The following is a 14,263-nucleotide window of genomic DNA, read 5'->3' on the forward strand; positions in this document are numbered from 1 at the left end:
TCCTTTCTCCATAAACGTTTTATACTAGCCAGAATATTTTGCAAAAGTGTAATGAAATAATGGAATTTCTCTTTTTAGGCACCTCAGCAGGCGTTCCCACACGTGCACGTAACGTGACGGCCATTTTGCTGCATCATCAGCATCCAACGCAGCCGGCGCTGTGGCTGTTTGACTGCGGCGAAGGCACCCAGCATCAGATGTTGAGTACGCCGCATCATCCCGGCAAAATTGAGCGCATTTTCATTAGCCATTTGCATGGCGATCATCTGTTCGGTTTACCGGGTTTACTGTGCAGTCGTTCGATGGCGGGTAATGCTCATCCGCTGACGCTATACGGTCCAAAAGGGCTACGCGAATTTACGCAAACCGCCCTGCGACTGAGCGGTTCCTGGACCGATTATCCGCTGGAGATTATTGAAATCTCAGCAGGAGAAATACTCGATGACGGGCTGCGTAAAGTGACCGCATACCCGCTTGAGCACCCGCTGGAATGCTATGGTTTTCGGGTTGAGGAGCATGACAAACCCGGCGCACTGGATGCGAAAGCGCTCAAAACTGCTGGCGTGAAACCTGGCCCCTGGTTCCAGGCGCTGAAAGCCGGTCAAACGGTCACGCTCGAAGACGGCAGCGTGATACGCGGCGCTGATTTTCTTGCCCCGGCGACGCCTGGCAAAAAGGTGGCGATTTTCGGTGATACCGCCCCCTGCGCGTCAGCGCTCGAACTGGCAAAAAGTGTTGACGTCATGGTGCATGAAACCACGCTGGATGCTTCAATGGAGGAGAAAGCCAACAGTCGGGGACACAGTTCAACCCGCCAGGCGGCGCTGCTGGCGCGAGAAGCTGGCGTCGGTAAACTCATTATGACGCATGTCAGCTCACGCTATGATGAAACCGGCTGTCAGCGGCTTTTGGCGGAGTGCCGCGCCATTTTCCCCGCCACCGAACTGGCCGACGATTTCGCCATTTTCACGGTTTAGCGCTCCACTTTTTGCCCTCAGTGCCGATAACAGTAAAAACGCAGTATTCACACTGAGGACAGAATGGATAATTTCCAGAAAGATATCGATGACAGGGCGAATCTGACCCTGTCCAACCGCTTTGAACTGCTGCTGTTTCGTCTTGGGACCTCCCTGAACGAACAGAAGTCTGAGCTGTTTGGCATTAACGTGTTCAAGCTGCGTGAAATTGTACCGATGCCGACGTTCACCCGACCTGCAGGGATGAAGGCGCCGCTGCTCGGCATGGTCAATATTCGCGATCAGGTGATTCCGGTCATTGATCTCCCCGCCGTCGCCGGCTGCAAGCCGGAGAATGGACTAAATATTTTGCTGATCACCGAGTACGCCCGCAGCGTGCAGGCTTTCGCCGTTGAGTCGGTTGAAAACATCATGCGTCTGGACTGGAAGCAGGTGCATACCGCTGAGAAAGCGGTGAATGGTCGTTACATCACCAGCATCGCCTGTCTGGATGAAGACAAAGAGACTAACAATCTGGCGCTGGTGCTCGACGTAGAACAGATCCTGTATGACATCGTGCCGTCGAATCACGATCTGCGCGCAACGGAACTTAAAACCAATAAGTTCAACATCACCCCCGGCGCCGTGGCTATTGTTGCAGAAGACTCTCGCGTAGCCCGTGCGATGCTGGAGAAAGGGTTGACGGCCATGGACATACCCCATCAAATGCACGTCACCGGTAAAGATGCATGGGACAAAATTCAGCAACTGGCACAGGAAGCGGAAGCGGAAGGCAAAGCGATTAGCGAGAAGATCGCGCTGGTGTTAACCGACCTCGAAATGCCGGAGATGGATGGCTTTACCCTGACCCGAAAAATCAAAACCGATGAGCGGCTGAAGAAAATTCCGGTGGTGATCCACTCTTCTCTTTCCGGCAGTGCCAACGAAGATCACGTCCGCAAAGTGAAAGCCGATGGCTACGTGGCGAAATTTGAAGTGAATGAACTGTCATCCGTTATTCAGGAAGTAATGGACCGCGCGGCGCAAAACATCAGCGGCCCGCTGGTCAGCCGTCAGTTGATTGCCTGAAAATTCTTCACCCATAAAAAAACCCGCCGAAGCGGGTTTTCGTTTTTGCTTGTCGCTTACATCAGCGGGGCAGCTAACTGCACAATACTGATCAGCGGCTGCGGGTAGATACCCAGCACCAGCACCAGCAGCGCGGAGATCAGTACCACAATACCGCCTGCACTGTACTGCCAGTTAGACGGCGCATCGCGGTTTAGCTGCTGCGGCGCGCTCAGGTACAGGCTCACGGCCACGCGCAGGTAGTAGTACAAACCAATCGCGGAACCGACGACAACCGCGGCAACCAGCCACCACAGATGCGCCTGGACACCAACTGCCAGCACGTAGAATTTACCGATAAAGCCCAGCGTCATCGGGATACCCGCCAGAGACAGCATCATCACCGTCATCACCGCCGCGAGAATCGGACGATGCCAGAACAGCCCACGGTAGGAGAACAGAGAATCAGCATCCGGACCACGGTACGGGCTGGACATCAGGCTGACCACGCCGAACGCGCCGAGGCTGCTGAACAGATAACCGGCAAGATAAACGCCGACCGCTTCCATCGACATCTCGCCGCTCTGCAGAGCGATCAGCGCCACCAACAGATAGCCGAGGTGAGAGATAGACGAGTAACCCAGCAGACGCTTAATGTTGGTCTGGCTCAGCGCCATCAGGTTACCGAAGATGATCGAAGCAAAGGCAATCACGCCCAGCACCACGCGAACCGCTTCGCTGTCGCCAACCGGCGCATACAGGAACAGACGCATTACCACGCCGAAGATAGCGATTTTGCTCGCTGTCGCCAGGAAAGTAGAAACCGGAGCCGGTGCGCCCTGGTAAACGTCTGGCGTCCACAGGTGGAACGGCACCAGAGAGAGTTTAAAGCCCAGACCAACAATCATCATCCCGAAGCCCGCCAGCAACAGCGGTTCGTTCAGCATACCGTCGCCAAGGCTCTTACCGAGCGCGACATACGACAGGTTGCCAGACTGCGCATACACCAGCGCCATACCGAACAGCAGGAAAGAAGACGCGGCGGCAGACAGAATGGTGTACTTGATACTGGCTTCCAGCGAACGTTTCTGACGGAACGCGTAGCCCACCAGACCAAACAGCGGCAGGGAGATCAGTTCGATACCCAGGAACAGCGCCGCCAGATGGTTGGCGTTCGCCAGCAGAATGCCACCCAACGCGGCAATCAGCACCAGCAGGTAGAACTCTTCGCGGTTATCGTCATAACCTTCCAGCCACGGATAGGCAAAGGTGCAGGTCGCCAGACTCGCCAGCAGAACCAGCCCGGTGTAAAGCATCGCGAAACCGTCAACCCGCATCAGCGGGGTGACGTCCATCGCGCCAGCCTGGCCTACAAACCAGAGCGAAACCAGCGCGGCGTTAAGCCCAATGACCGACAGCGTGGCATTGAGGAAGTGATTGCGTCGCCACGCAATGGAGAGCATCACAACCACCACCGTCAAGCCGACGATCAGCAGCGGTAGCAGCGCAATCAGGTGTTGTGGAGTTATTGTCATGGCGATTTACGGCCTTGTAGTAGTAACGGAATTAACAAACCACTGCTGGATGTTGCTCATCGCAGAATGCGAAGTATCCAGAATCGGCTGCGGATAGAAGCCAAGCAGTACCAGAAGCACGACCAGCAACAGGATGATAAACAGCTCGCGCAGCGACATCCCTGGCAGTTCTTGCTGTGCAATCTGGCTCTTCGCCTTACCGAAGTAAGCGCGATGCAGCATCGCCAGCGAGTAAACAGAAGCAAACACCAGACCAAAGGTCGAAATCACGGTGATGACCGGAACCACCTGGTAGCTGCCGAACAGGATCATAAATTCGCCAACGAAGTTACCGGTGCCCGGCATACCGAGCGTCGCCACGGCGAAGAACATCGACAGCGCCGGCAACCATTTCATTTTGCCCCACAGGCCGCCCATCATACGCATATCACGGGTGTGCAGACGTTCGTACAGTTGACCACACAGAATGAACAGACCCGCAGCGGACAGGCCGTGCGCAATCATCTGAATCACCGCGCCCTGGTACGCCAGCTGGCTACCGGTGTAGATGGCAATCAGCACGAAGCCCATGTGGGAAACGGAGGTGTAAGCAATCAGACGTTTGATGTCGTACTGCGTGAACGCCATCCACGCACCGTAGAAGATACCGATGACGCCAAGCCACATCGCGATAGGCGCGAACTCCGCCGACGCGTTCGGGAACAGCGGCAGGGAGAAGCGCAGCAGACCATAGGCCGCGGTTTTCAGCAAAATACCGGCGAGGTCAACGGAACCTGCGGTCGGTGCCTGGGAGTGTGCGTCCGGCAGCCAGCCATGCAGCGGAACCACCGGCATTTTCACCGCAAACGCGATGAAGAAGCCCAGCATCAGCAGATATTCAACACCGTGCGACATCGGGGTTTTCAGCAAGTCTTCATAGTTGAAGGTCCACACGCCGGTCGCATTGTGGTGAACGAACACCAGCGCCAGAATGGCAATCAGCATTACCAGCCCGCTCGCCTGGGTGTAAATGAAGAACTTGGTTGCCGCCGTGATACGCGTTTTACCGTCGGACGCCTTGTGGCCCCACAGCGCGATCAGGAAGTACATCGGCACCAGCATCATTTCCCAGAAGAAGAAGAACAGGAACATGTCGATGGCAAGGAACACACCGATCACGCCGCCCAGGATCCACATCAGGTTCAGGTGGAAGAAGCCCTGGTATTTTTCGATTTCTCGCCAGGAGCAAAGTACCGCCAGAACGCCGAGCAGACCGGTCAGCACCACCATCAGCAGCGATAAACCGTCGATTGCCAGATGAATCGAGATGCCAAAGCGCGGGATCCACGGCAGAACAAATTCAGACTGCCACTGCGGAATGCCAGCAGACTGCGTCAGCGAATAACCGCCCTGTAGCCACAGTTGCAGGCCAAGCGCGAGCGTCAGTCCCATGGTGATCAGCGCGATCCAGCGCGGCACCTTCACGCCAAAGCGTTCGGTCTGCCAGCACAGGAAGCCACCGATAAAGGGGATTAGTATCAACCAGGGTAATAACATAGCTAAGTATGTCCCTTATATTTACTCCTGCTCAGGCTATCTCACTCGTCAGCCCAAATCCCGGCAGTGCTCACAATCCTCACGTATTTCAGTACGCTCCGGTTGCTCTGCGCTGGCGGTCTCCGGTCTGACTTCGCCGATGACGCCTGTACATCAGGAACAGATTTTCAACGAATTCTAAAAATTATTTTTGGGTTTGTTGTGTCGGGCGGCACTAATGCTTAACCGACCTACGGTCTCGTAGGCCCGGTAAGCACAGTGCCACCGGGCATAATCCCGACCCGCAAACTCAACGCAGTACCATCAGCAGTGCCAGCACGACAACCGCACCAATGCTCATTGACGCGACATACCAGCGCAGATAACCGTTCTCGCTGAACAGCAGGCCTTTGCCTGCGAAGCGGGAAAGGATTGCCGGTACGTTCATCAGCGCATTGAGCGGATCGCGTTTAAGCAGCCAGGCGACGCCGAGGAACGGCTTAACGAACACTTTATCGTACAGCCAGTCGAAGCCCCAGGCGTTATACCACCAGGTCCCCAGCAGGCGGCCCGGCGCACTGTTGGCAATTGAGGTCACCAGAGTACGTTTACCCAGCCACAACCATGCGGCAATCAGGATGCCCGCAATCGCTACCACGCCAGAGGTAATTTCCAGGGTCATCACGCGGCCATGCGCAAGTTCAGTTGTCTGTGGCAGTACACCCTGTAGCGGCGGCACAATCAGCGCACCAACAAAAGTGGACAGGATCATCAGGACAATCAGCGGCAGGTGGTGAGTAATCCCCTTCCCTGCATGCGCGTGAATTTGTTCTTTACCGTGGAACACGATGAAAATCATACGGAAGGTGTACAAGGAGGTCATAAACGCACCGACCAGACCTGCCACCATCAGATTGATATGACCATTCGCCATCGCGCCGGCCAGAATCTCATCCTTACTGAAGAAGCCAGCGGTAATCAGCGGCAGTGCCGACAGCGCCGCGCCACCGACCAGGAAGCAAAGATAAACCAGCGGAATGGATTTACGCAGACCACCCATCTTGAAGATGTTCTGTTCGTGATGGCAGGCCAGAATGACGGAGCCGGACGCCAGGAACAGCAACGCTTTAAAGAAGGCGTGCGTCATCAGGTGGAAAATCGCCGCATCCCACGCCTGAACGCCCAGCGCCAGGAACATGTAGCCAATCTGGCTCATGGTGGAGTAAGCGAGTACGCGTTTGATGTCGGTCTGTACCAGTGCCGCAAAACCAGCCATCACCAGCGTCACCGCACCGACGATACCGACCAGATGCAGAATTTCCGGCGTCATCAGGAACAGGCCATGCGTACGGGCAATCAGGTAAACGCCTGCGGTCACCATTGTCGCGGCGTGGATGAGCGCGGAGACAGGCGTCGGGCCCGCCATCGCGTCGGCCAGCCAGGTTTGCAACGGCAACTGAGCCGATTTACCGACCGCGCCACCGAGCAGCATCAGCGTCGCCCAGGTCAGCATGTTATTACCGGCTTCAAAATGCGCCGGCGCCAGTTCAACCATTTCGCGGAAGTTCAGCGTGCCCAGCTCGTTGTACAGAATGAACAGAGCGAACGCGAGGAACACGTCACCCACACGGGTTACGACGAACGCTTTCATTGCCGCTGCGCCATTCTTCGGATCGGTGTAGTAGAAACCGATCAGCAGATAAGAGCACAGGCCCACGCCTTCCCAGCCGAGGTACATCAACAGCAGGTTATCGGACAGCACCAGAACCACCATGCTGGCGATAAACAGGTTGGTATACGCGAAGAAGCGGGAGTATCCCTCTTCACCACGCATGTACCAGGAGGCGAACATGTGGATCAGGAAGCCGACACCGGTTACCACGGAAAGCATGGTCAGCGACAGGCCGTCCAGCACCAGATTGAAACCAATGTTGAAGTCACCGACGGACATCCACGTCCACAGCGGCTGGCTGAACGCCTGCTTACCGTTAGCGAAGAAATCAACGCCGACAAACGCCGTGACCAACGCCGCCAGACCGATAGAACCCACGCCTACGGTTGCGGAGAGGTTTTCTGACCAGCGGCCGCGAGAGAACGCCAGCAGGACAAAGCCAATCAATGGCAGAATGATAGTTAAGGCAAGCATGTTCATCCACGCATCTCACTTACTGAATCGATGTTCAGGTTCTGGCGACGGCGATGAAGTTGCAGCAACAGCGCAAGGCCGATGCTCGCTTCTGCAGCCGCAAGGCTGATGGCGAGAATATACATCACCTGACCATCGGTCTGGCCCCAGTAGCTACCGGCGACGACAAAGGCCAGCGCGGAAGCGTTAATCATGATTTCCAGCCCAATCAGCATAAACAGCAGATTGCGGCGGATAACCAGACCGGTTAAACCCAGAACGAATAAAATCGCAGCGAGGATCAGTCCATGTTGTAAGGGGATCATGCGTGCTCCTCCGTTTTTCTTTTCGCGCTGTCGTCTTTACGGTTGCTCAGCACTTCACCCGAACGCTCTTCGCGTCCAACGTGGAAGGCGACGACCAGACCGGCCAGCAGCAGCATCGAAGCCAGTTCAACCGCCAGGACATAAGGCCCGAACAGCGTAATACCGACCGCTTTCGCGCTAATTGGCGTACCGTCGATACCCTGATCGTTGACGCCCAGAATGGCGTAGATGATCACCGCCAGCATGATGGCCGACAGAATCGCCGGGCCAATCCACACCTGAGGTTTCAGCCACTGACGTTCCTGTTCGATTTCCGAACCGCCAAGGTTGAGCATCATGACCACGAACACGAACAGCACCATAATGGCGCCCGCGTAAACGATGATTTCCAGCGCACCTGCGAAGTAAGCGCCCAGCGAGAAGAACACCCCGGAAATCGCCAGCAGCGAAATAATCAGGTACAGCAGCGCGTGCACCGGATTGGTATGGGTGATCACCCGCAAGGTTGCGAGAATGGCGACCAGGCCACAGATATAAAAAGCGAACTCCATTGCCCCTCTCCTTACGGTAACAGGCTCTTGACGTCGATAGGCTTGGCTTCGTTCTCTGCTTCGCCCTTATCTTTGCCGTCGATTGCCATACCTGCCATCCGGTAGAAGTTATATTCCGGGTATTTGCCCGGACCGGAGATAAGCAGATCCTCTTTCTCGTAAACCAGATCCTGGCGCTTATACTCACCCAGTTCGAAATCTGGCGTAAGCTGAATCGCGGTTGTTGGACAGGCTTCTTCGCACAGACCGCAGAAAATGCAGCGTGAGAAGTTAATGCGGAAAAACTCCGGATACCAGCGACCGTCTTTGGTCTCTGCTTTTTGCAGAGAGATACAGCCTACCGGACACGCTACGGCACACAGGTTACAGGCAACGCAGCGCTCCTCGCCGTCCGGGTCGCGCGTCAGAACAATGCGACCACGAAAACGGGGCGGGAGATAGACCGGCTCTTCCGGGTACATCTGCGTTTCGCGTTTGGCGAACGCATGCAGGCCGATCATCCAGATACTGCGTACCTGGGTGCCGAAGCCTACTAACAATTCTTTTAAGGTCATGGTCTTTGTGTCCCTTATTGCGCCTGCCAGAGAATGACAGCCGCCGTTACCAGCAAGTTGATGAGCGTCAGCGGCAGGCAGATCTTCCAGCCGAAGGACATTACCTGGTCATAACGAGGACGCGGTAACGACGCACGAATCAAAATGAACATCATCATGAAGAACGCGGTTTTAATCGCGAACCAGATGAATGGCGGTAAGAACGGGCCCTGCCAGCCACCGAAGAACAGGGTAACCATCAGCGCAGAAATGGTGACGATACCGATGTACTCACCCACAAAGAACAGACCGAATTTCATCCCGGAGTATTCAATGTGGTAACCATCGGCCAGTTCCTGCTCGGCTTCCGGCTGGTCAAACGGATGACGGTGACACACCGCCACGCCCGCGATAGCGAAGGTGACAAAACCAAAGAACTGCGGAATAACGTTCCAGATATCAGCCTGGTTGTTGACGATGTCGGTCATATTGAATGAACCAGCCTGCGCCACCACGCCCATCAGGGAAAGCCCGAGGAACACTTCGTAGCTGAGCGTCTGCGCAGACGCACGCATTGCCCCCAGCAGCGAGTATTTGTTGTTGCTCGACCAACCGGCGAACAGCACCGCATACACCGCCAGACCCGCCATCATCAGGAAGAACAAAATCCCGATGTTCAGATCCGCAACCACCCAACCCGGACTCACCGGCACGATGGCAAACGCCAGCAGCAGTGAGGTAAAGGCGATCATCGGCGCAAGAGTAAAGATGACGCGGTCCGAGAATTTCGGGATCCAGTCTTCTTTAAAGAACATCTTGATCATGTCCGCGACCAGCTGGAGCGAACCGCCCCAGCCTACACGGTTCGGTCCGTAACGGTTCTGGAACAGACCCAGCAGACGACGTTCGCCAAAGCTCATGAATGCCCCGCAGGTGACCACCACCAGCAGAATCACCACCGCTTTGAGGATGGTCAGCAGGATTTCAATCAGATCCGGTGTAATCCAACTCATTGTTGTGCCTCCTGCAGATCCTCAAGACGCGCACCCGCCAGAACAGGGGCAATGCCCGGCATGCCCATCGGCAAGCCAACCTGCCCTGCCGTCAGCCCTTCGGCGATTTCAACCGGCAGCGTGACCGTATTGCCATCGTAGCTAAAGGAGACGCGGGTACCGGCATTCACACCCAACTTCGCGGCATCGGCCGGGTTGAGTTTGATGTACGGTTGCGGCATGCGGCTCTGGAAGACCGGTGCACGCTGGGACAATTCGTCGCTACCAAACAGATGGTAGTACGGCGCGATACGCCACTGACCGTCCTGAGCCTGGAAGCTTTCAGGAACCGTCGTGAAGTAATCCAGACCGCCCTCTGAGGCTTCAATCAGACGCACGCCCGGATCGCCATGGCGCAGTTTCCCGCCCACTTCATCCTGGAACTTGTTCCACGCCTGTGGAGAGTTCCAGCCTGGCGCCCAGGCAAATGGAATCTGTGAACGCGGCGCAGACGGCTGGTTGTTCCCTTCCATTGAGAAGGCAAACATCGTGTCTTTATCCTGCGGCTGACGCGGTTCGTGAACGCTGATGTTCGCGCGCATCGCCGTACGACCGCTGTAACGGTGCGGCTCACGCGCCAGTTTCTGTCCACGAATGCGGAAAGTGGCATCCGGCGCAGCATTTTTAATACCGGCCAGTTCAGGCATCGCGGCTGCAACAGCGTCGATCACGTGGTCAAGCTGCGTCCAGTCCACTTCGCGGTTCTGTACGGTGCTGTGCAGCGAATGCAACCAGCGCCAGCTTTCCAGCATAATGGTGTTGCTGTCGTAGTACGCCGGATCGTAAACCTGGAAGAAACGCTGAGCGCGGCCTTCGTTGTTGATGACCGTACCGTCGCTTTCGGCAAAGCTGGCGGCGGAAAGCACCAGATGGGCGTTTTCCATGATCGCCGTACGCTGATGGTCAACCACCATTACCAGCGGCGCTTTTGCCAGTGCAGCGTTGACGCGCACCGCAGAAGCATGACGATGCAGATCGTTTTCCAGCACGACCACCGCATCAGCGCGGCCAGTTTCCAGCTCGGTCAGCGCATCGTCGAGCGAACCACCGCCCATAATGCCCAGACCCATACTGTTCACCGAACGGGTAATCATCGTGATGCCGACGTCAGCACCACGACCTTTCAGCGCTTTCGCCACGTTGGCAGCCGCCTGAATCACTTCCGCGCTGCCGGCGTTGGTGCCGGAAATAATCAGTGGTTTCTTCGCCCCGGCCAGCGCCTGAACGATCACGTCGATTTTGTTTTGCAGATCGCTGCTGATGCCGTCAACGGCTGGCGCCTTGTTGTCCAGCGCATGGGCAATCGCGAAACCTAAACGCGCCTGATCTTCAACCGGCGCACGGTAGGTCCAGGCCGCGATATCGTCCAGACGGGTGTTATCCACGTTGGTCACGAAAAGCGGATGCTTCGCGCGCTGACCAATGTTGAGGATCGCCGCAATTTGCCAGTCGGCCACTTTCTGTGCCGCGGCCATTTCGCGTGCTTTCCCTTTCACCGCCTGGCGCACGGCCAGGGCAACGCGAGCCCCGGTCTGCGTGATGTCTTCGCCCAGCACCAGCACCGCATCGTAAGATTCGATATCGCGCAGCGCAGGCGTATGCACCCCACCTTCACGCAGCACTTTCAGTGCCAGTTGCAGACGTTCCTGCTCGGACTGAGCAATCCCGGTATAGAAGTTTTCCGCCCCGACCAGTTCACGCAACGCGAAGTTGCTCTCAACGCTGGCGCGCGGAGAACCAATACCAATCACTTTCTTCGACTGACGCAGAATATCCGCCGCACCCTGCATTGCCTGTTCGGCGTTAAGAGTGATCAGGTCATCGCCACGGCGCTGTACTGGCTGACGCGGACGATCTTTCAGGTTCACATAACCATAGCCAAAACGACCGCGGTCGCAGAGGAAGTAGTGGTTAACGGTCCCGTTATAGCGGTTTTCGATACGACGCAGTTCGCCGTAACGCTCTCCCGGGCTGATGTTACAGCCAATGGAACACTGCTGGCAGATGCTCGGCGCAAACTGCATGTCCCATTTACGGTTATAGCGTTCGGAATGCGTTTTATCGGTGAATACGCCGGTCGGGCAGATTTCCACCAGGTTACCGGAAAATTCGCTTTCAAGCGTACCGTCTTCCGGACGACCAAAGTAGACGTTATCGTGCGCGCCATACACGCCGAGATCCTGACCGTCTGCATAATCTTTGTAGTAACGCACGCAACGGTAGCAGGCGATGCAGCGGTTCATTTCGTGAGAAATGAACGGCCCCAGATCCTGATTGCGGTGGGTACGCTTGGTGAAACGGTAACGACGGAAGCTGTGCCCGGTCATCACGGTCATATCCTGAAGATGGCAGTTACCGCCCTCTTCACAAACCGGACAATCGTGCGGGTGGTTGGTCATCAACCACTCCACCACGCTTTCACGGAACTGTTTTGCTTCTTCGTCGTCAATGGAAATAAAGGTGCCTTCGGTGGCCGGTGTCATACAAGACATCACCAGGCGACCACGCGTATCTTCCGCGTTTTGGTATTGCTTCACCGCACACTGGCGGCAAGCACCAACGCTTCCCAGCGCCGGATGCCAGCAAAAGTACGGAATATCAAGGCCAAGGGACAGACAAGCTTCTAACAGGTTGTCCGCTCCGTTAACCTCATATTCTTTGCCGTCTACATGAATCGTAGCCATAGTCAGCATGCTTCCAGTTGTCTTAGTCAGAGACTAAGCGTTAATCGAATGACTTATCGCGATGCAGGGGTAAACCCGCAATTACCAGCGCTCTTTCAGCAGGTTCGGTTGAATCCCACCAATCGAGTGGGTATTGCTGAACGACTGCTTGATGCCAGCTTCGAATTCTTCGCGGAAATATTTAATGGCGCTCTGTAACGGCTCAACCGCACCCGGTGCGTGTGCACAGAAGGTTTTACCCGGTCCGAGGAAACGACACAGTTGCTCAAGTGTCTCGATATCCCCAGGCTGGCCTTCGCCGCGCTCCAGCGCACGCAGAATTTTTACGCTCCACGGCAGACCGTCACGGCACGGCGTACACCATCCGCACGATTCACGGGCAAAGAACTCTTCGAGGTTACGCACCAGCGGCACCATGCCTATCTCGTGGTCAACCGCCATCGCCAGCGCGGTACCCAGACGGCTTCCGGCTTTACCAATGCTCTCAAATTCCATCGGTAAATCGAGGTGCGCTTCGGTCAGGAAGTCGGTTCCCGCACCGCCCGGCTGCCAGGCTTTAAACTTCAGCCCGTCGCGCATGCCGCCCGCGTAATCTTCGAGGATCTCGCGCGCGGTGGTGCCAAACGGCAGTTCCCACAGTCCCGGATTCTTCACGCGACCGGAGAAGCCCATCAGCTTGGTGCCAGCATCTTTGCTCTTCGAAATATTCTGGTACCACTCCACGCCGTTAGCGAGGATAGCCGGAACGTTACACAGCGTTTCCACGTTGTTGACGCAGGTCGGTTTACCCCAGGCGCCGGAGGTCGCCGGGAACGGCGGCTTCGAACGCGGGTTAGCACGACGGCCTTCGAGGGAGTTGATCAGCGCAGTTTCTTCGCCGCAGATATAACGCCCTGCCCCGGTATGGACAAACAGTTCGAAATCAAAACCGGTGCCCATGATGTTTTTACCGAGCAGACCGGCTTCGGTCGCTTCCGCAATCGCACGACGCAGATGCACGGCGGCTTCAATGTATTCACCGCGCAGGAAGATGTAGCCGCGGTACGCTTTCAGCGCGAACGCGGAGATCAACATGCCTTCCACCAGCAGGTGCGGCAACTGTTCCATCAACAAACGGTCTTTATAGGTGCCTGGCTCCATTTCATCGGCGTTACACAGCAGGTAACGGATATTCATGGATTCATCTTTCGGCATCAGGCTCCACTTCAGACCGGTAGAAAAGCCTGCGCCGCCGCGCCCTTTCAGACCCGCGTCTTTCACCTGGTTGACGATCTCGTCCGGGGACAGACCAGTCAGCGCCTTACGCGCGCCTTCGTAGCCGTTCTTGCTACGGTATTCGTCCAGCCACACGGGCTGTTTGTCATCACGCAGACGCCAGGTCAGCGGATGCGTTTCGGGAGTACGGATAATGTCTTTCATTTATACCGCTCCAGCAGTTCAGGAATGCCTTCCGGGGTCAGGTGAGCGTGAGTATCGTCATCGATCATCATGTTCGGCCCTTTATCGCAGTTCCCAAGGCAACAGGTCGGCAGCAGCGTAAAGCGACCGTCGAAGGTCGTCTGCCCCGGCTTGATGTTGAGCTTTTTCTCCAGCGCAGCCTGAATCCCCTGGTAACCGTTGATATGACACACCACGCTGTCGCAATAGCGGATCACGTGGCGGCCTACCGGCTGGCGGAAGATCTGGCTGTAAAACGTCGCAACACCTTCGACATCGCTTGCCGGGATCCCCAGCACATCCGCAATCGCATGGATCGCACCGTCCGGCACCCAGCCACGCTGCTTCTGAACGATTTTCAGCGCTTCAATGGACGCCGCACGCGGGTCTTCGTAGTGGTGCTTCTCGTGCTCAATGGCTTCACGCTCTGCCGCACTCAGCTCAAAAGCCTCGGTTTGTGGTTGTTGATTCTCGTGCATAA

At 56.2% G+C, this 14,263-nt stretch carries 12 protein-coding genes; 2 read left to right on the plus strand and 10 right to left on the minus strand.

Annotated features, from left to right (window positions below):
* Nucleotides 1-59 precede the first annotated feature (59 nt).
* Both rbn and QNN88_RS04205 read left to right on the plus strand, forming a co-directional pair.
* Nucleotides 60-977, plus strand: coding sequence for a ribonuclease BN (gene rbn / locus QNN88_RS04200; protein WP_414239091.1), 918 nt, complete (start codon nucleotides 60-62; stop codon nucleotides 975-977).
* A 63-nt stretch (nucleotides 978-1,040) separates the two neighbouring features.
* On the plus strand, nucleotides 1,041-2,045 hold the full coding sequence (locus QNN88_RS04205) for a chemotaxis protein (protein ID WP_414239092.1): 1,005 nt from the start codon (nucleotides 1,041-1,043) through the stop codon (nucleotides 2,043-2,045).
* Between the two features lie 56 nt (nucleotides 2,046-2,101).
* On the opposite strand, the gene nuoN is transcribed toward QNN88_RS04205, so the two are convergent.
* The 10 genes from nuoN to nuoE form a co-directional block, all read right to left on the minus strand.
* Complete coding sequence (gene nuoN, locus QNN88_RS04210) at nucleotides 2,102-3,559, minus strand: NADH-quinone oxidoreductase subunit NuoN (protein ID WP_414239093.1); 1,458 nt, start codon at nucleotides 3,557-3,559, stop codon at nucleotides 2,102-2,104.
* Between the two features lie 6 nt (nucleotides 3,560-3,565).
* Nucleotides 3,566-5,095, minus strand: a complete 1,530-nt coding sequence (gene nuoM / locus QNN88_RS04215) for an NADH-quinone oxidoreductase subunit M (RefSeq protein WP_043000021.1) — start codon at nucleotides 5,093-5,095, stop codon at nucleotides 3,566-3,568.
* Between the two features lie 289 nt (nucleotides 5,096-5,384).
* Nucleotides 5,385-7,226: an NADH-quinone oxidoreductase subunit L gene (gene nuoL / locus QNN88_RS04220; protein WP_414239094.1), complete on the minus strand. Its 1,842-nt coding sequence runs from the start codon at nucleotides 7,224-7,226 to the stop codon at nucleotides 5,385-5,387.
* Nucleotides 7,223-7,525, minus strand: coding sequence for an NADH-quinone oxidoreductase subunit NuoK (gene nuoK / locus QNN88_RS04225; protein WP_000612644.1), 303 nt, complete (start codon nucleotides 7,523-7,525; stop codon nucleotides 7,223-7,225). The genes nuoL and nuoK overlap by 4 nt, the downstream gene beginning before the upstream one ends.
* A complete protein-coding gene (gene nuoJ, locus QNN88_RS04230) occupies nucleotides 7,522-8,076 on the minus strand; it encodes an NADH-quinone oxidoreductase subunit J (RefSeq protein WP_414239095.1) in 555 nt (184 codons plus the stop codon). Before nuoJ ends, nuoK begins: the two co-directional genes overlap by 4 nt.
* Before the next feature lie 11 nt (nucleotides 8,077-8,087).
* Complete coding sequence (gene nuoI / locus QNN88_RS04235) at nucleotides 8,088-8,630, minus strand: NADH-quinone oxidoreductase subunit NuoI (RefSeq protein WP_005129470.1); 543 nt, start codon at nucleotides 8,628-8,630, stop codon at nucleotides 8,088-8,090.
* Nucleotides 8,631-8,644: 14 nt separating this feature from the next.
* Entirely contained in the window at nucleotides 8,645-9,622 is a 978-nt protein-coding gene (gene nuoH / locus QNN88_RS04240; RefSeq protein WP_414239096.1) for an NADH-quinone oxidoreductase subunit NuoH, read from the minus strand.
* Complete coding sequence (nuoG, locus tag QNN88_RS04245) at nucleotides 9,619-12,345, minus strand: NADH-quinone oxidoreductase subunit NuoG (RefSeq protein WP_414239097.1); 2,727 nt, start codon at nucleotides 12,343-12,345, stop codon at nucleotides 9,619-9,621. The genes nuoH and nuoG overlap by 4 nt, the downstream gene beginning before the upstream one ends.
* 81 nt (nucleotides 12,346-12,426) lie before the next feature.
* Complete coding sequence (gene nuoF / locus QNN88_RS04250) at nucleotides 12,427-13,764, minus strand: NADH-quinone oxidoreductase subunit NuoF (RefSeq protein ID WP_414239098.1); 1,338 nt, start codon at nucleotides 13,762-13,764, stop codon at nucleotides 12,427-12,429.
* Nucleotides 13,761-14,261 (minus strand): NADH-quinone oxidoreductase subunit NuoE, encoded by a 501-nt coding sequence (gene nuoE, locus QNN88_RS04255; RefSeq protein WP_046483003.1) that lies wholly within the window; start codon nucleotides 14,259-14,261, stop codon nucleotides 13,761-13,763. Before nuoE ends, nuoF begins: the two co-directional genes overlap by 4 nt.
* Between the last annotated feature and the right edge of the window lie 2 nt (nucleotides 14,262-14,263).

Source organism: Citrobacter sp. ANG330 (assembly GCF_047467925.1).
Classification (GTDB): domain Bacteria; phylum Pseudomonadota; class Gammaproteobacteria; order Enterobacterales; family Enterobacteriaceae; genus Citrobacter_A; species Citrobacter_A amalonaticus_G.